9 protein-coding genes and 1 pseudogene are annotated in these 18,538 nt (G+C 49.8%); 7 read left to right on the top strand and 3 right to left on the bottom strand.

All coding sequences use genetic code 11. The features are described 5' to 3' along the window. Positions 1 to 16 precede the first annotated feature (16 nt). Together QUB68_RS19525 and QUB68_RS19520 are read right to left on the bottom strand one after the other, a co-directional pair. Complete coding sequence (locus QUB68_RS19525) at positions 17 to 2,782, bottom strand: glycoside hydrolase family 10 protein (RefSeq protein ID WP_332995544.1); 2,766 nt, start codon at positions 2,780 to 2,782, stop codon at positions 17 to 19. Positions 2,783 to 3,012: 230 nt separating this feature from the next. Next, entirely contained in the window at positions 3,013 to 5,754 is a 2,742-nt protein-coding gene (locus QUB68_RS19520) for a DEAD/DEAH box helicase (protein WP_332995543.1), read from the bottom strand. Between the two features lie 209 nt (positions 5,755 to 5,963). Here QUB68_RS19520 and QUB68_RS19515 point away from each other — a divergent pair. Continuing rightward, positions 5,964 to 6,482 (top strand): annotated as a pseudogene (locus QUB68_RS19515) (succinylglutamate desuccinylase); the annotation flags it as partial. 40 nt (positions 6,483 to 6,522) lie between these two features. Continuing rightward, complete coding sequence (gene lepB, locus QUB68_RS19510) at positions 6,523 to 7,101, top strand: signal peptidase I (RefSeq protein WP_332995541.1); 579 nt, start codon at positions 6,523 to 6,525, stop codon at positions 7,099 to 7,101. A gap of 82 nt (positions 7,102 to 7,183) precedes the next feature. Here the strand turns inward: lepB and QUB68_RS19505 are convergent, their stop codons facing one another. After that, positions 7,184 to 9,460, bottom strand: a complete 2,277-nt coding sequence (locus QUB68_RS19505) for a phosphodiester glycosidase family protein (RefSeq protein ID WP_332995540.1) — start codon at positions 9,458 to 9,460, stop codon at positions 7,184 to 7,186. A 624-nt stretch (positions 9,461 to 10,084) separates the two neighbouring features. Between QUB68_RS19505 and QUB68_RS19500 the strand changes: the two genes are divergently transcribed. From QUB68_RS19500 to QUB68_RS19480, 5 genes are all read left to right on the top strand, one after another. Then, entirely contained in the window at positions 10,085 to 14,824 is a 4,740-nt protein-coding gene (locus QUB68_RS19500) for a glutamate synthase-related protein (RefSeq protein WP_332995539.1), read from the top strand. A gap of 433 nt (positions 14,825 to 15,257) precedes the next feature. Continuing rightward, positions 15,258 to 15,659, top strand: a complete 402-nt coding sequence (locus QUB68_RS19495; protein ID WP_332995536.1) for an endonuclease domain-containing protein — start codon at positions 15,258 to 15,260, stop codon at positions 15,657 to 15,659. A gap of 363 nt (positions 15,660 to 16,022) precedes the next feature. Then, the gene (locus QUB68_RS19490) at positions 16,023 to 17,360 is read left to right on the top strand and encodes a serine/threonine-protein kinase (RefSeq protein ID WP_332995534.1); all 1,338 of its coding nucleotides are present in this window, start codon (positions 16,023 to 16,025) and stop codon (positions 17,358 to 17,360) included. 303 nt (positions 17,361 to 17,663) lie between these two features. Further along, on the top strand, positions 17,664 to 17,891 hold the full coding sequence (locus QUB68_RS19485; RefSeq protein WP_332995523.1) for a type II toxin-antitoxin system MqsA family antitoxin: 228 nt from the start codon (positions 17,664 to 17,666) through the stop codon (positions 17,889 to 17,891). A gap of 195 nt (positions 17,892 to 18,086) precedes the next feature. Beyond that, complete coding sequence (locus tag QUB68_RS19480) at positions 18,087 to 18,488, top strand: endonuclease domain-containing protein (protein WP_332995532.1); 402 nt, start codon at positions 18,087 to 18,089, stop codon at positions 18,486 to 18,488. Positions 18,489 to 18,538: the final 50 nt, after the last annotated feature.

Below are 18,538 nucleotides of genomic sequence, written 5' to 3'. Positions count from 1 at the left end.
GCGCAAAAAGCTGATTTTACCTGCGATTCAACTCCACCCTTTCGCCGTAACGCAACAGCATATCCAAGCTTTCCAAACGATTTTGCCAAGTTTGCACCTGATAGCTATTGTCGGCAGAATGCAAGCGCATGGAAGATTGAAATTGAGATTTAAAACTCGCCAACAATCTTTTAGCAGTTGCTAAACTTTCTGTAGAAGGATTGGCCGCCAATTTGCTCAAAGCTTGCGCCAATTCGTCCGATCGACTTTTGAGCACTTTCAGTTCAGATTCCGACACCCGCAACTGATTGTTAGCCAACAAAAAACTCCATTCCTGCTTGAGAGCAGTATACCGCGAAGCTGCGGCTGCAAACGGCTGCCGGTAAGGAATAGGTTCCGAAGCAGAAGTGGAACGCACGGGGCGTCCTTGAGTGCGGTTAAAAAAGCCCTGCATCCCGCTGCTGATACTTTCCACCGCAAAAATAGCATAGCCCCCAGTCGGCAAATCGCGCAAAGCTTGAATTTGGTCGATCGCCACAACTTCCGGGAGACTCAACAACTTAACCGAGGGAGAAATCAAAGCCGAACCGAGCATTTGTTCCTTCGCCAACGGTTCAGTAACGCGCTGAAGTCGGTTAGTATCCAAAGCATAAGTCATCGGTACAATCAAGTCTACAATGCCTTGACGAGCCCAAACTTCCCAATTTTGCTGAATTTTGTAAATCCGCTGACTTTCCGGGTGCGGAAATACTGCCACCGACAGAATTGTGCGGGAAGAATTAGACCGCAAAAGTTGAGAAACTTCAGCTACAAAAGTGTTGATTTTATTAGTTTTGAACTCAACCCACTGCCGCCACAAACTGCCGTCACTGGGAGAAATATTCACCGGATCTACACCAGTCAACTGCTTAAATTGCTGTCTCGCGGCAACACCATAACCGTAGGTAAAACCAGCATTGTCATCTTGAAAAGGATAGCGAATATAGTCTAATTGCACGCCATCTACTTTGTAGCGGCTGGTAATTTCGCTGATAATTCGCAGCAAATAACTGCGCGCTTCCGGGTTTGCCGGATCGAGATAAAATTTACCATCGTTAGGATTTTGTATGCGTCCTTTATTGTCAATATTTGCCCAATTTGGATAAGCGGAAAGCACCGGCCCAGGATAAGAACCCGGCTTGCCAATTAAAGTATTGTGGCGTTTATTTCCGGTGGCAAAAGTCCACACCCAAGCGTGCAATTCCATGCCTCGCTCGTGAGCTAGTTTAACGCCAGATTCCAGCGGGTCCCAGCCAACTGTGAGGGGGTTTTGTTGCGGTGCAACTTGACTGGGATAAATTGGATATCCGGCATTTAAAGTTTCAAAGAAAACGGTGTTGATACCGGCGGCGGCGAGTCGATCGAACACGGCGGCCAAACCTTGTTCAGATCGAGCTGCGACGATCGTACCGCGATCGAGCCAAACCGCGCGGATTTCCGATCCAACCCGCTGCCCTTCTTGGGGGTAATTTTGCCATAGCAACTGTCGCGCTTGCACCCACTGCTGTCTAGCCTCCGCGTAGTTTTGCTGTTGCAGGAGTTGGTCAAAAGTTTGCAAAACCTGCCGCGCTTGGGCGATCGCCCGCACCCTAGGCCCTTGCACAACAGACGGACGACTCGCAGCCGGGCCGCCGGCACTGTTGCTTCCCGCCACCAATTGAGCGGGAGTAGGAGCACTGAGATTGACAGCGGTATTGCCTGAATTAGATGCTGTCAGGGCGCTTTCAAATCGGCCCAGGAGGTTGGTGAGTTCTTGGCGCATCAAGTAGGCTTCAATGCTGACGATCGGCTTGTTAGAATTTGCCTGCACGTCCAAACCCGCCGGCGCGGACTGATCCGAAGGGTCTGTAAAAGTTGCAGGTACTGGATCGGGAAGTGCACCCGATGGAGAAAGTCTGCTCAGTGGGGTATTGCGCGGCGAACTAGGGGTGTTTCTGGTGACTCTTGAGGGGGGAGTTGGGATTGGGGGCGCGGCGGCTGTTGACGGCGCAACAGGCGAACCGATTGTTCCTCCCCAGCGGGCGATCGAGGCTTGCAGCCAAGCTTTATCTATAGTTGCCGAACCGTCGCTACCCCAGCGCCAGCCGAGATAGGTAGCGCGATCGGTGGCGATCGCAGCGGAGGAACCGGAACTATCTTTCCAAGTAGCGACAGTTTGACTGTTCGCGTCGGCGGGAATCAAGACACCGCCTTGGACTGAGGCATTTTGTTGTTCTGCGGGAACCCAGTTGCTAGAAGTGGTGCAGGCGAGATCCCGGCAGCGGGTGCGGGGTTGTGGTGCCGCCCGCTGGGTTAACGGAAAAGCCCAATAAGCCCCGAGGAGCGATCGCAAAGATTGGCGCACCAAAGCCGGGGAACTGCGGCCGACGGGGCCCGAAGCAATCAAGCGGCCGCCCTGGGAGGCCCAAGCTTCTAAAACTCTAATTTGCGGTGCCGTCAAAGTTTCAATGTTGGGCAAAAACAGCACGTTAACGCCTGCTAAATCCGCCGCAGTTTTGATTTGTTCGAGATTGATTGGTTTGTAAGCAATGCCGCTTTCCCAGAGGCGGGTGGTAATCTTCACCCAATCGGGAGAATTCTCGGAACTGCGAACAACGCCTAGAACTACTTCCGCGAAACTCGGAGAGGGAAATAGGATGAAAAGATTGAGTAATGTACTCGCTAGAGTTCCAATTAAAACTCTTTGCAAGAAAGTGAAAAAGCGAGTTTTTTGACCCTGAGAGAAGGCTTCAGGCATTCGATCGGGCTTTTTGATTTGTTGCATAGATATGAGAATTATTCACTACACCGTTTAGGAAAATTTAAATAATAATTTCGAGAACACAGAAGACAGGGCGGTTGAAACCGCGTCTATACAAGCAAAACCCGCCTCCGCGGGTTGAAGAGTGGGCGGTTAAAATACGTTATCCTCTTGACACCGCGGAGGCGGACATCGTTTGACTCTCCCGCGGTTTTAACCGTACGTCCGAATCTACAAACATCACAACTCAAAAGTTATTGAGTAGCAGCTTCATTCACTGGGAATCGATCGATCAACTGCATCGCCCGACAAGCATTCCTCCGCAAAGAATCAGAGACGTGAGGAACATGAGGAATCTGAGATAAGAAATCCAAAGTCCGGCGCAAAATCCGCACCACATCCCCTTCATCCAAACTTGTATGACTAATCAGTTCCAGCCATTCCACGCCCAGAGCCCACTGTTCAACCAAAGTCACTATATCCCGTTCCAGCCAAATCGGGATCGCAGCTTCGTGGCGGTACTGGACTTGAAACAATCGGCGGCGCAGGCCTTTTTGCAGATTGTCCAAAGGTGCCAAAACTTCCGCAGATAGCGAGTAATGAGTCCAACTATCAGGCCGAGAAACTTCTGTAACTAAGGCCGCGCAAGCAGCAGCGAGGTGGTGGGGGTCGAGTTCGTCAAATTCCGCAGACATCAGGGACAAACCCAGCCACAGTTCGTTATCGCCGCGAATGGCGGCGCAAGCTTGGCCCAAGATTGTGGGTACCAGCCTGTCGGAGGAGTCATCTCGGTTTCCATCTGCCGAAATTACTCTTTCCAAGCAGCCGAAATTCAGCAAGATGTCAATTAAATTGAGAAATTGCTCCCAGTAGCGAGCTCGCTGTTTTTCTAAGTCTTGTTCGGCTTTGCGGATTTCTTTTTTCAATTCTTCCCGGCGGCGCTGGCGCTTGAGCAAAGTACCAGGGTTGCCCCATTCTAGAACTGGGTGAATTTCTAGCTTAGCTTCTACTGCCTCGATTTTCTGCTGTTGCTCGATCGCCTCTGGGCTCGGTTCCGGTGCGGGCAATTCTGGGATAGATTGAGCAATGGAGATAGTGTCTTCATTTCCCAAGCGGCACTGGCCGAGTCGAGCGGCCATTTCCGGCGGCGGGATCAAGGTATCTGCAACGCTCAAACGGGGTAATTCGGCGTGCAGGGTAGCCACATCGCTAATGGCGACGATATACCAGCGGTTATCTTTGCCCAAGCATACCAAGTTTGGTGCTTGGCCCGAACCTGCGATTTTAGCAACCAATACGGCGGGCACGGGAGTTGTGTGCGATCGTTTAGCTGTGGGAACGTGCTTACCTTTGAGACTCAGAACCGTGCCCAGGACTGCAAAAGCCACAGCTACGGACATCTCCTTAATTCGCGCTTCTTCTGCTTGGTGCAATAGAGTTTTCAGCAAACGCTTGTCTTCTTTGAGCCTTCCCTGCAATTTTTCGTAATGGGCGAGTTGTTTTTCCAGGGTAGAGACATTACCTCCGGCCGCTAGAGACTCTTCCAGCACCGCCAATTCTGCTTGCAGCCGGTCTAATTCCGATTGCTGCGGCTGCAAGTACAAGGTAGACAGGTATTGACCAAAACTGCGTTCTACCAACTCTTGAGCTTCCTCTAGAGTGTGAGTTTGCAGCAAATTCAGCACCATGCCGTAGCTGGGCGTAAACTGACTGGCGAGGGGGTCGGCTTTGGCTGTTGCCAAATAAGAGGCTTCTTTTGCGCCTTCAAAGCGCGTCTGAACTGCGACTACGTGCCCCAGCTCGTCCATGCCCCGGCGACCAGCCCGACCGGCCATTTGCAGGAATTCTGAAGCGTTTAGCAGTCGGTGTCCCTTGTCGGTGCGCTTGGACAGGGTGGAAATGACTGTGGTGCGGGCGGGCATATTTATCCCGGCGGCGAGGGTTTCGGTGGCAAATACGACTTTAATCAAACCTCTGCCAAAGAGTTCTTCTACTAAACCTTTCCAAGCGGGTAAAATGCCTGCGTGGTGGGCGGCGATGCCTTTTAAAAGTGCTTCTTTTTGACCGAAGCGTTCTGCTTCTGGGTTTCGCTGTAAAAAATCGTCAATGATGCGTTTGAGTTCGGCTGTTTCGGCTTCGTTAACCAGGGAGAAATTTCCGACTTCTGCGACTGCTTGGTCGCACCCGCGACGGCTGAAGATAAAGTAAATTGCTGGTAGCATATCGCGATCGTCCAACCGAGACAAAACATCGGTCAAACTCGGAGTGGGAATGCTACCTCTTTCTGCTTTTTGCTGCTTCTTTTTGGGGACTAACCGCGGATTAGCTCTTTTACCGGTTTCGTCTAGCAGCGGGAATATCCCTTTTTGGTTGGCGAAGTGGAATTGCAGCGGCACTGGGCGAAAGTCTGAGTATACAAGCTCTGTGGGCCCGTGGACTCTGTTAATCCAGTCTGTGAGTTGGCCGCTATTGGCGACGGTTGCTGAGAGGGCGAGCAGTTGAATTTCGCTGGAACAGTAGATGATCGATTCTTCCCAGACAGTACCGCGCTGGCGATCGTTCATGTAGTGACACTCGTCGAGCACCACGGTTTCGACTCCGGTGAGGGAAGCACCGACTGCGCCGATCGGCGTACCGTAGAGCATATTCCGAAATATTTCGGTAGTCATCACCAAAATCGGCGCATCTCGATTGAAGGAAATGTCACCTGTGAGCAAACCTACCATCTCGTCTCCAAATTGATGGCGGAAGTCGCGCAGCTTTTGGTTGGAGAGAGCTTTGAGGGGAGTGGTGTAGAAGACGCGCCGCCCCCGGGAGAGTGCTTGATGGATGGCGTATTCGCCGATTAACGTTTTCCCTGAGCCCGTGGGAGCGCACACGACAACGGATTTGCCTGCATCGAGGGCGGCGATCGCCTCTCTCTGAAAGTTATCTAGCTCGAATGGAAATATGGTCTTCAGATCCAGCTCTGGGCGGTTCTGGGCAGTTTCTGACACAAGGATTATTATGAGGTTTCAGGGTAGGTATGCTTCAATCTTGCCGAAAGCAAGGCAGCAGAGGACTGTATTGATTTTAGACCAACGCCCGCCGATCGGCACTCGAAGGAAGAAGTCATCAGTCATCAGTCATTAGTCATTAGTAACAATTACCAATTACCAATGCCCCATGCCCCATGCCCCATGCCCCATTCCCCATTCCCCTGTCTATGATTCCTGTGATTTCGACTATTCCTGTGGTGCAGCTTGCTTCGGGCGATCGGCTTTCACTCCAAGTCTATCAGTTCCAAGGCGCGATTCCCGGCAAAAAAGCTTATCTCCAATCTAACCTCCACGGCGCCGAAATTAGCGGCAATGCTGTGATTCATCAATTAATTGAGTTTTTGATGTCTTTGGACAGTAATCAGTTAATCGGCGAAGTTTGGCTGGTGCCGGTTTGCAATCCTGTCGGTGTCAGCCAGCGATCGCACCATTTCTCGCCCGGCCGCTACAATCATTATGACGGGGCAGATTGGAACCGGATTTTTTGGGATTTTGAAAAAGCAGGCGAAGATATTCAGGCTTTTGCAAAGTCTCACATCCATCTCGATGCTGATACAATCAAATTTAAGTATAGACAAGAGATTGCTTTGAGTTTTGCGAAACAGTTGGCAAAAATTAATGCTCCCAGTTGCCGGCCCTACAGCGAAATTTACCGCTACAAGCTACAATCTTTGTGTCTCGATGCTAGGTCATGTCAAGTAACCATTCTAGGATTCATACATTTTTATGTCAAACAAATCAAGTCAACCGCCGAAAAAATCCAATTTGGCACTCGAATTTTGCAAAACGATTGGGTTGAGTCTATTTTTCGCCTTTGGAATTCGCACCTCTGTAGCGCAGTCGGTTTTTATCGCATCGGGTTCGATGAAGCCCACACTACAGATTGACGATCGACTAATTATCGACAAATTGAGCTATCATTTTCAAGAACCGCAGCGGGGCGACATTGTGGTATTTGCGCCGCCAGATTCAGCATTGGCAGCTTGCGGTTTGCGGGCAAATTTTTCCGATCCTTTCATCAAACGGGCGATCGGGCTACCGGGCGATCGGGTTGAGGTAAAATCAGGAAAAATGTATGTTAACGGACAGGCTTTGCAAGAATCCTACCCCGCGCAATCACCGTACTATACCTGGGGCCCTGCGACAATACCGCCTAAATCCTACTTGATGTTGGGCGATAACCGCAATAACAGTTGTGACGGACATTCTTGGGGATTCGTGCCGCGCGATCGGATAATTGGTAAAGCGGTTGTTCGTTCTTGGCCGATCGATCGTATTGGCAATCCCGACGCTAGCCTGAAGTAAGATTAGGTTCGATCGTTCGGACTTTAGTCCTTGGATAAAGAAGGACTTGCATTCCGAACTATCGAACCTTTTTTGGATTGATTTATGGTTGGATGAAAATGCCGATCGCATTATGGACTCTCGCAGCAGTTGACGGCGGGCGATCGAGCAAACTGCCTCCCAAATACAAACTCGTCGAACTTCCCCCATCCAAGTTTAAAGCCTCCACAGCACCCATTTGCTGCAAGATCTGCGCTAGTTCAGCGAAATTTGGGCCGGCCCCGCCCGCGCGATTGTGCACCGCTACGATTAGCAAATTCCCCGCAGCAGTTCGCCCGATCGCGCTCCGAATCGCCGTCTGTCGAACATAGGCATCGCTAAACCCTTCCGCCTTAGCATCCACAGCCACTCGACTGTTTTGCACCAACACTGGCCCGCCGCCGAGAATGTATGGAAAACGGTTGAAATCAGCCGGAATTGTGTTAGTTTGTAAACGCAATAAGGTTCCCGCAGCTAATTGAGATGCAGGGGACAAATCGGAACGCAAAGCCAAAAGATAACCGTTCGCTGGAATCGGAAAACTGGTTTTTCCCGCCGCACCTCCGGGCAATTGGCTGACAACTCTATCGCCTACAACTGTCACAACTATTTCATCGTCGGAAAACGGAGTATAAGTCGCTCCCGAATCGGGATTGTAGCGGCCGATTCCTGATTCCACGTAGGCACTATTTAACTGTGAAATAGACAAACGTTGATTCGCTGGAGTTGTCAAAGTTTCTTGCAAAGTCAAGCGATTGATGACAAATTCTCCCCGATCGTTCCAGGCGATCGCCCCACGATTCAAAATCGGCCCGGAAAGCCATTTATTGTCCCGGCGAATCGCGCCTAAAGCTAAGCGATTGATGCGATTGAAAAATCCGGCGTTGATTGCAGCAGCCGTTCCCGAAAGTTCGGCTGTTTGCAGTAAAGGTGCACTGCCTTTGTCTGTCGGCGGATTGCTCAACAGCGGTCGGATTTTTACACCGGATTGACGCGGATTCACTTCTAAGGAAAATACGGGAAAACGAGATGTTCCTAAATTTTGATACTGTTGTCTCCATCGAACTCCTGGTGCCCAAACAATGTCTTTTTCTACTAACGAATCTGGCCGAATGTCGATTACTAATCGATTGGGATTTCCTAAGCTGAATACTTGCGGCCGCCAACCTAAGGGAATTTGTACTTTGATTTTAGTTTGATTCCCCGCAGGTTCGACTTTGAGCGATCGCAATTGTTGGCTGGTGGCAAAAGTGCGCTGAATTAAAGTTGGAGCGACTTTGGCATCGATCGCGATCGACCATTCTTGACTGGCGATCGGCCCTGCGGGTGCTAGCGGCTGCGAAAATGCGGGTTTGGTCGGGTCGTCTGGTGTTTCGAGGTTTGGGGCTGCGGGCGCGATTTGCAGCGGAATAGCGGGTTTTGTAGGGTCGTCTGTTGGCGAGGGGCTGGGTGTATCGACGATGTTGAGTTGCCACGGGGCGCTGCGATCGAGATCCACAACAATGCGATCGCCCGTATCTCTCGCTGCTTGCCGAATTCCGGTAACATTTGCAGTTTGAGTGGTGATTTTGAGGACATTATTGTCGGCGGATATTTGCCAGCCGGCAAGTTTAGCAAAATCGGTAACATCTAAGTAACGATACGGGCCTGTCGATCGCGCTGTCAAACTTTGAGCTGCCGTTAAAGATACGGAATACCACTGAATCGGTTGTTTCGTACTGTCGGCGGTGGACAGCAAATCTACTCCCGCAGATTGCATCAAGCCAACATCAGCAATCCAAGTTCGGAAATTCGCAGAGGTGCTGTTTGTAGGCTGCTGAGTCCAAGCTAGGGGCAGAATCCGGCCGTTGAGGGAGACTTGGCGGCCTTGTTTAATTTTGGCAACTGGCGGTATAGATTGAGTCATCAGTTTTAACTCTGAGTTGGCACTATTTTTAGCCACAGGCAAGATGCCTGTGCCACCATCAATTAACTGCATTGTGGGGTGGGCATCTTGCCCGCCTCCTTTCACCACAGGCAAGATGCCTGTGCCACCATCAATCAAGCTCTTGTTTGTGGGGTGGGCATCTTGCCCGGCCCCAACCACAGGCAAGATGCCTGTGCCACCATCAATTAACTGCATTGTGGGGTGGGCATCTTGCCCGCCCCCAAAGCCCACAGGCAAGATGCCTGTGCCACTCGGACTCTCTTGGGCTCTGACGGCCAGATTCCAGACTGAGCACAAGACTATCGCCACAGGCAAGATGCCTGTGCCACTCGAAATCGAGACTGACAACATCCAGGGCCAAATACTCGATCGCCCGATGTTAGCTGCTACTAGCCGTTTTTGTCTGCTGTGCATTTTTTTTACTTCTGGAAACCTAAAACCATTAACCGTCAAAAACGCCTGTGTTACAGCACAACCGTGAAAAATTCTAATTTTATTGGATAATCTTAAGTTCTTGGCTGTGTAGTTTAGATGTAATTCAACTGCATAATATAAGGCAGGGTTTCATTGTTTGTGAACCGCGCTGCTACAATATTTCACCTACCGACTGATCCCGTAGGTGGGTTTTGTGTCTCCAGGGGCTGACCGAAAGCAACTCAACACCGCAGCGAGCAAAATAAAGTTAGAGTTACTATCTACCGATGTTCGCTGCCAGTCTATTCAGCGGACTCAGGAAAAAAAACCAAAAACTCGATCGCAATGTATCTAGTCACAGGTCGGCGATTTCCCAAAGAATCACTGCTTTTTAAGAACAGGGTATTCTATGAGACATCTCCGAGGCGATTAAATCGAGATAATTTAAAATCTGCAAACAGGGTTTCAGTCTCAGCTAAATGCAGCATCTACGTAAATTTTCATCAAATCAGCTTGCTATGTGCTGTTTTAAGATTTACTAGACTTCCACCGCTCGGCAGCATTCTCTCTCCGAGCTATAAAAACGACTCAACCACACAATCACAGAAATAACATTCAATCAACATGGGTAACACGATCGATCGAAACAGCAACGTGCATCAGACTCAACGAGGAACTCCCTATGCCGGCCAAAGCTGGTTAGTGGAAGAAAGAGATGCTTGCGGTGTGGGGTTTATTGCCAACCAAAGCGGCGAAGCTACCCACTCAATTATCGAAAAAGCGCTGCCAGCTTTAACTTGTCTGGAACATCGCGGCGGTTGCAGTGCAGACCAAGATTCCGGCGACGGTGCAGGTTTGATGACGGCAATTCCTTGGGAATTGTTGCATTCTTGGTTTGCCGAACAGGGAATTGCGCCTCCACCGCAGGAAAACTGCGGGGTGGGAATGCTGTTTCTGTCTCAAGATCAAAGTCAAGCGAATATCGCGCGGCAGGTGGTTGAGGAAGGTCTCAAAGCACGCGGGCTGAAACTTTTGGGATGGCGCAAAGTTCCCGTTGTACCGTCGGTTTTGGGCCCGCAAGCGCGCGAAAATCAACCTCAAATCGAACAAGTAATCGTAAGTTCACCAGACTTAGCCGGAGACGAACTCGACAAACAGTTATTTTTGGCCCGTCGCGCGATCGGACACGCGCTGTCAACTCGCCCCGGCTTCACTCGCCAAGAATTTTATAGTTGCTCTTTTTCGTGCCGCACGATCGTCTATAAAGGCATGGTGCGATCGGCAATCCTAGCAGAATTTTACCCCGATCTGAAAAATCCCGCTTACAAAAGCGCCTTTGCCGTCTATCACCGCCGCTTCAGCACCAACACCATGCCCCGCTGGCACCTCGCCCAGCCCATGCGCTTGCTCGGACACAACGGCGAAATTAACACGCTGTTGGGCAATATTACCTGGATGACAGCGCGGCAAGCCAATTTATCTCACCCGAATTGGAGTCAAGCGGACATCGACACGTTCAACCCAATTGTCAATTCCGACAGCAGCGATTCGGCAAACTTGGACAACGTGATGGAATTGTTGGTGCACTCGGGCCGCAGTCCCCTGGAATCCCTGACAATTATGGTGCCCGAAGCCTACAAAAATCAGCCGGCTTTGGCGACATATCCCGAAATTGTCGATTTTTACGAATATTACAGCGGCATTCAAGAACCTTGGGACGGCCCAGCATTGCTCGTATTCAGCGACGGCAAGCAAGTAGGTGCTACGCTCGATCGCAACGGTTTGCGGCCAGCCCGCTACTGCATTACTAAAGATGGTTTAGTAATTGTGGCCTCCGAGGCCGGAGTTGTCGATATTCCAGAAGCAGATATTATCGAAAAAGGCCGCTTGGGGCCTGGACAAATGATTGCAGTTGACCTGCAAACCAAGGAAATTCTCAAAAATTGGCAGATCAAACAGCGGATTGCGAAGCAGCACCCCTACGGCGAATGGCTGAAACAAAACCGCGAAACTTTGCAACCGCAGCCTTTTACCTCCACAACAACCCTGGACTCGCAAACGCTGTTAGCCACCCAAACTGCTTTTGGCTACAACGCCGAAGATTTGGACATGGTGATTGTCGAGATGGCGAGCTCTGGGAAGGAACCGACTTTCTGCATGGGCGATGACGTTCCTTTGGCTGTATTGTCCGAAAAGCCTCAGTTGCTGTACAACTATTTCAAACAGCGATTCGCTCAAGTGACAAATCCGCCGATCGACCCTTTGCGCGAGGGAATGGTGATGTCGCTGACGATGAATATGGGTTTGCGCGGCAATTTACTGCAAGCAGTCCCGGAAAATGCCAAGCTGCTAAAAATTGATTCCCCGGTACTCAACGACGCTGAACTGTCTTTCTTGAAAGGCCAAAAGTCTTTCCCCGCAACGGAATTGTCAACGCTGTACAAAATTGCTGCTGGGCCTGGAGGTCTGCAAAGCGCAGTTGAGCAACTTTGTCAAGATGCTGTGGATGCAGTGCGCGACGGTGCCAGAATTCTGATTTTGAGCGATCGACCATCGAAGGAAAAAGGCGAATCAGTTGCTGTGGGATTGACTGATGAATGTACTTACATTCCGCCCTTGCTAGCAGTTGGTGCGGTTCACCACCACTTAATTAGCGTCGGGCTGCGGATGCAAACTTCCCTCGTTGTGGATACCGCCCAGTGCTGGAGCACTCACCACTTCGCTTGTTTGATCGGTTACGGCGCCGTGGCTGTTTGCCCTTATTTGGCCTTGGAAAGCGTCCGCGGCTGGTGGTTTGACACGAAGACTCAAAACTTGATGCAGCACGGCAAGGTACCCAATATTACCGTGACTGAAGCTCAAGCTAAATACCGCACAGCGGTAGAAAACGGCTTGCTGAAGATTATGTCGAAAATGGGAATCTCGCTGCTGTCTAGCTATCAGGGGGCACAAATCTTTGAGGCGATCGGCATTGGCGGCGATTTGCTCGATTTGGGCTTCAAAGGCACTGTTTCCCGCATCGGCGGTTTAACCGTGGCGGAACTTGCTCACGAGGTAATGTCTTTCCACAGTCAGGTTTTCCCAGAATTGACCCTGAAAAAGCTGGAAAACTTCGGCTTTGTGCAGTACCGCCGCGGTGGCGAATATCACATGAACAGCCCGGAAATGGCCAAGGCTTTGCACAAAGCAGTGACTACTTTTAAGGCTCAGACTAAGGGTAACGGCAACGGCAACGGGGCCGCAGTCTCTCCCGCCGCGATCGGGGACAGCACTGAAGCAAAAACCGCCTATGACCATTACGAAGTTTACAAGCAACAGCTAGAAAACCGCCCTGTCACGGCTTTGCGGGATTTGCTCGATTTCGCGAGCGATCGCCCTGCCATACCCATCGAAGAAGTCGAATCTGTAGCAGATGTTGTCAAACGCTTCGCCACCGGCGGAATGTCTCTCGGCGCTTTATCCCCGGAAGCCCACGAAACTCTGGCGATCGCAATGAACCGCATCGGCGGCAAATCCAACTCCGGCGAAGGCGGCGAAGATCCAATCCGCTACAACGTGCTGAACGATGTCAGCGCGGCCGGTTTCTCACAAACCCTACCTCACTTGAAAGGTTTGCAGAACGGCGATACAGCCTGTTCATCAATCAAACAGGTAGCTTCCGGGCGTTTCGGGGTAACTCCTGAGTACCTGATGAGCGCCAAACAAATCGAAATTAAAGTCGCACAAGGTGCGAAACCGGGCGAAGGCGGTCAATTACCGGGGCCGAAAGTGAGCGAGTACATTGCTTATTTGCGCCGATCGAAACCGGGTGTCACGCTGATTTCGCCTCCTCCTCACCACGACATTTATTCGATCGAGGATTTGGCGCAGTTGATTTTTGACTTGCATCAAATCAACCCGAAAGCGGGAGTTTCGGTGAAGTTGGTATCGGAAGTCGGTATCGGAACTGTAGCAGCCGGTGTTGCGAAGGCAAATGCGGATGTGATTCAAATTTCCGGTCACGATGGCGGCACCGGTGCATCTCCACTGAGTTCGATTAAGCACGCAGGTTCTCCGTGGGAACTCGGATTGACCGAAGTTCACCGGGTGCTGATTGAGAATAAGTTGCGCGATCGAGTTTTGCTCCGTGTTGACGGTGGCTTTAAAACAGGTTGGGACGTGATTGTAGGCGCTTTGATGGGCGGCGAAGAGTATGGGTTTGGCACCGTGGCAATGATTGCTGAAGGCTGCATTATGGCTCGCGTTTGCCACATGAATAGTTGTCCCGTGGGCGTGACAACTCAACAGGAACACTTGCGGAAGCGGTTCCCCGGAACGCCGGAACACGTTGTTAATTTCTTCTATTTCGTAGCAGAAGAAGTGCGGAGTTTGTTGGCGAAGTTGGGTTATAAGTCGATCGCAGATATCATCGGCCGCGCGGATTTGCTGAAAATGCGCGAAGGAGTCCAACTGACTAAGACGCAAGCGATTAATTTGGATTGTTTGACGAAGTTACCGGATACTAAGGGCGATCGATCTTTCTTGGTACATGGTGACATTCACAGCAACGGGCCTGTGTTAGACGATGATTTGTTGGCGGATGTTGAGATTCAAAGTGCGATCGCGAATCACGGCACTGTTAGCAAGAGTGTAAAATTGGTGAATACCGATCGCACTGTGGGAGCACGTTTATCAGGTGCGATCGCACTGCAACACGGCAACACAGGCTTTAGCGGTGAAATCACCCTCAACTGCACAGGTAGCGCGGGCCAAAGCTTCGGCGCGTTCAACTTGCCGGGAATGACGCTGCGACTGTCAGGCCAAGCTAACGACTACGTTGGTAAGGGGATGCACGGTGGCGAAATTGCGATCGAGCCGCCGGCTGGTGCGACGTATGATGCTTCCGAAAATGCGATCGTTGGTAACACCTGCTTGTACGGCGCGACGGGCGGAATCCTGTTGGCTGCGGGTAAAGCGGGCGAACGGTTTGCGGTGCGTAACTCGATGGCGAAAGCAGTCATTGAGGGTGCGGGCGATCACTGTTGCGAGTACATGACTGGCGGTGCGATCGTCGTGTTAGGAAAAGTCGGCCGGAACGTCGGCGCTGGAATGACTGGCGGCTTGGGTTATTTCCTCGATGAAGATGGCAATTTCCCGGCGCACGTCAACGGAGAGATTGTGAAGATGCAGCGGGTTTGTACGGCCGCTGGTGAGGCGCAGTTGAAGGAGTTGATTGAGATGCAGTGCGATCGGACTAACAGCAAGAAAGCCGCGAAGATTCTCGCAAATTGGTCGGAATACTTGCCGAAGTTCTGGCAAGTTGTGCCGCCAAGTGAGGCGAATTCGCCGGAAGCTTCGGAGCAAAAGATTGCTGTGAAAGCGTAATTTTGCAACAAGTTAATTAGATGAGGGGCGACACGAGTCGCCCCTTTTTTTGAATCTATGGGAATTACGAACCGTGAGTCAAAAACCCGGTTTTTCACAACAACTCAAAAAACCCTCTCTTGCTCTTGCTCCCCCCCTTAGCAAGGGGGGGCTGGGGGGGGTAAAAAAGACCAAACAACCCACAAAAAAACCCTCTTGCTCTTGCTCCCCCCCTTAGCAAGGGGGGGCTGGGGGGGGTTAAAAGACCAAACAACCCACAAAAAAACCCTCTTGCTCTTGCTCCCCCCCTTAGCAAGGGGGGGCTGGGGGGGGGTAAAAAAGGCCAAACAACCAACGAAAAAAACCCCGTCTTGCTCTTGCTCCCCCCCTTAGCAAGGGGGGGCTGGGGGGGGTTAAAAAACCAAACAACCCACAAAAAAACCCAAATAAAAAAATGACCAAACTTTACAACAAAACCTCAGAAAAACTCAAGCGACAGCGACTCCGCAGAGAAATGACCAAAGCCGAAAAACGTCTCTGGGACAAAATCAAAAACAGACAGCTTGAGAATTGTAAATTTCGCAGACAATACAGCGTAGCAGAATTTGTAATCGACTTCTACTCACCGGAAATCAAATTAGCACTAGAAGTTGACGGTGACAGTCATTTTCAAGAAGGTGCTGTAGAATATGATGCAGCAAGGCAAGAATTTATTGAATCAGCAAAAATTAATTTTTTGAGGTTTACAAATGATGATGTTTATCATAATTTGGATGGGGTTCTAAATGTGATTGTCGATGGGATTAAATCGCTGAGAGTATTAGGTGTTTTACCCCCCCCAGCCCCCCCTTGCTAAGGGGGGGAGAAAGATTGGAGCGCATGGGATTAAATCGCTGAGAGTCTTAGGTGTTTTACCCCCCCCAGCCCCCCCTTGCTAAGGGGGGAGCAAGATTGGAGCGCATGGAATTAAATCGTTGAGAATATTAGGTGTTTTACCCCCCCAGCCCCCCCTTGCTAAGGGGGGGAGCAAGATTGGAGCGCATGGGATTAAATCGCTCAGAGTATTAGGTGTTTTACCCCCCCCAGCCCCCCCTTGCTAAGGGGGGGAGCAAGATTAGATAATAAACAAACTGGGTTTTTGAGGTCAGCGCCTACACAAAAATTTCCCGACTTCAGCTATAATCAACACCATCATCTCCTCCCCCCTCAAATACCCGCCATGAGACGCTGGCAAGACGGACAACAACTCGACGACGGTAAATATATCATTGAAGAATACCTTGGCGGCGGTGGATTCGGTGAAACCTACCGCGCTCAAAATCGCCATGAAGGTAAGTCAGTTGCTATCAAAACTCTGAATCTTTACCAACAATTCCAGCCGGATTTTGCTAAAACACAAAATAAATTCCTTAAGGAAGCAATGTCTTTATCCAAGTGTCGTCATCCGCATATTGTCGAAGTTTATGATATATTTCGCGAGGGTGATTTCAATTGTATGGTAATGGAATTAATCGATGGCATTGACTTGGCTACTCATCTCAAAGAAAACGGTGTTTTGTCGGAACAAAAAGCTTTGTCAATGATTCAGCAATTAGGCGATGCACTGACTTGTGTTCATAAACAAAACTTGACTCACCGCGATGTTAAACCAGAAAATATCATGCTCAGAAAGCGCGGTATGGAAGCTGTTTTGATTGATTTTGGTTTGGCGCGACAGGCGACGTTATCGGGAAAGTTAATGACTAATAGTAGCAGGGGGACTGAGCATTACGCACCCATTGAACTTGCGGAACAACGCCCTCAACTTGGCGCTTATACTGATGTTTATTCTTTGGCGGCGACGCTGTATAATATGCTTACAGATCACAAGCCGATTCCGTCGCAAGGTAGAAAGATTATTGATCCTTTTATTCAGCCAAAACAGTATGATAATAAAATTAGTGACAGGGTGAATGCGGCGATTATCAAAGGGATGGAGTTGGAACCGCAAAATCGCCCGCAGTCGGTGCAGGAATGGTTGGATTTGGTGATGCCGAAACAGGCGGCTAATGAGGTACAATTGGTTTCAGCCGTGGGGATGGATTATAGAAACTTGCGAGATTTATTAGCAGCAGGAAAGTGGAAAGAAGCGGATGAGGAAACGTCGAAAGTGATGTGCAAGGTGGCGGGTAAAGAATATTGGCTGGATATAGAAAGTATTGATAATTTTCCCTGCGAGGACTTGCGTACCATTGACCAGCTTTGGGTAAAATACAGCGATGGACGCTTCGGTTTTTCAGTGCAGAAGCGCATTCATCAAAGTCTGGGGGGAACCGGGGAATTGGATATTAAAATATGGAAAGCGTTTGGCGATCTGGTGGGCTGGCGAAAGAACGGTAGGTTGCTTTATTACTACAAGGACTTAACTTTTTCAACAAAAGCACCAGAAGCTCACCTCCCAGAGTCGTTGCATAAGTGGATATATTTTGGTATGAATCGGGGGGAGTATGAGTGCGACGAGGATGCTGAACGCTGGATATATTCTCTCGCGTCGAGACTTGTAAAGTGCAACATCTAAGCATTTCAGGGTTTCATGAAGATTTATAAAAAAGGCTAAAACCTCGAAACCTCGCCACTTCTCAGGTTTCCGATACCTGGCACGGCGGCCGACTACCGGACTGGGCTAAAAGACTCCCAGCAACTTGCGGGTGGTAACAGTTAGCAAAGATAAATTTTTCTGCCACCGCCAGAATTTCCGGGTTTTCCGCATTCCATTCCCCCCAATGAACTATTACATGACGCACCTTAAGAACTACTAGAAGCGAACGACAAATGTTCGACAAAATACTACGTAATTGCCTTAAGCAAGGAGACTTAGTAAATGGTATGTGATATTTGCGGAACAGAAGGTGTGCGAGTTCGCCGAATTCCCAGAACATATAGTAAAGGCAAAGATTTGCTAGTTATAGAAAACATTCCCGTAATAAGCTGTCCTCACTGTGGCAGTAGTTACCTCACAGCCGAAACACTCCATGAAATCGACAGAATTAAACGCCAGCGTAAAAGTGTAGCCGTAGAACGTTCTGTAGAAGTAGCTAGTTTTGCTTAGTCAAGTATTACTTTCATCTGCTTTGTATTATGATTGAAAAAAGGGCTAACTCTTGCTCCCCCCCTTAGCAAGGGGGGGCTGGGGGGGGTTAAAATACCAGCTTAAAAAAGGGCTAACTCTTGCTCCCCCCCTTAGCAAGGGGGGGCTGGGGGGGGTTAAAATACCAAGCAACTAACAATAAAATCCTATATAACAATGACAAAACTCTACAACAAAAACTCAGAAAAATTCAAGCGGCAAAAACTTCGCAGAGAAATGACCGAAGCTGAAAAGGAGCTATGGAAACGTATCAGAAACAGACAGCTTGAGAATTGTAAATTTCGCAGACAATATAGTGTATCAGCATTTGTGATCGACTTTTATTCACCAGAAATCAAATTAGCACTGGAAGTTGATGGTGACAGCCATTTTGTGGATGGCGCTGTAGAATATGATGCAGAAAGGCAAGAGTTTATTGAGTCGGCAAAAATTCATTTTTTGAGGTTTACGAATGATGATGTTTATCATAAGTTGGATGGGGTTTTAGAGGTGATTGTGGAGGGGATTAAATCGTTGAGAACATCGGGTGTTTTACCCCCCCCAGCCCCCCCTTGCTAAGGGGGGGAGCAAGAGTTAGCCCCCTTGCTAAGGGGGGGAGCAAGAGTTAG

The organism is Microcoleus sp. A006_D1 (genome assembly GCF_036702805.1).
In the GTDB taxonomy this organism is placed as follows: Bacteria; Cyanobacteriota; Cyanobacteriia; order Cyanobacteriales; family Microcoleaceae; genus Microcoleus.
The sequence above is the reverse complement of the archived record's forward strand: the minus strand, read 5'-3'. Positions and strand labels throughout refer to the sequence as shown.

Coding starts and splice junctions, on each gene's coding strand:
- QUB68_RS19525 (WP_332995544.1), bottom strand. CDS start 2,782: ATGCAACAAATCAAAAAGCCCGATCGAATGCCTGAAGCCTTCTCTCAG.
- lepB (WP_332995541.1), top strand. CDS start 6,523: ATGTCAAACAAATCAAGTCAACCGCCGAAAAAATCCAATTTGGCACTC.
- QUB68_RS19505 (WP_332995540.1), bottom strand. CDS start 9,460: ATGCACAGCAGACAAAAACGGCTAGTAGCAGCTAACATCGGGCGATCG.
- QUB68_RS19500 (WP_332995539.1), top strand. CDS start 10,085: ATGGGTAACACGATCGATCGAAACAGCAACGTGCATCAGACTCAACGA.
- QUB68_RS19495 (WP_332995536.1), top strand. CDS start 15,258: ATGACCAAACTTTACAACAAAACCTCAGAAAAACTCAAGCGACAGCGA.
- QUB68_RS19490 (WP_332995534.1), top strand. CDS start 16,023: ATGAGACGCTGGCAAGACGGACAACAACTCGACGACGGTAAATATATC.
- QUB68_RS19485 (WP_332995523.1), top strand. CDS start 17,664: ATGGTATGTGATATTTGCGGAACAGAAGGTGTGCGAGTTCGCCGAATT.
- QUB68_RS19480 (WP_332995532.1), top strand. CDS start 18,087: ATGACAAAACTCTACAACAAAAACTCAGAAAAATTCAAGCGGCAAAAA.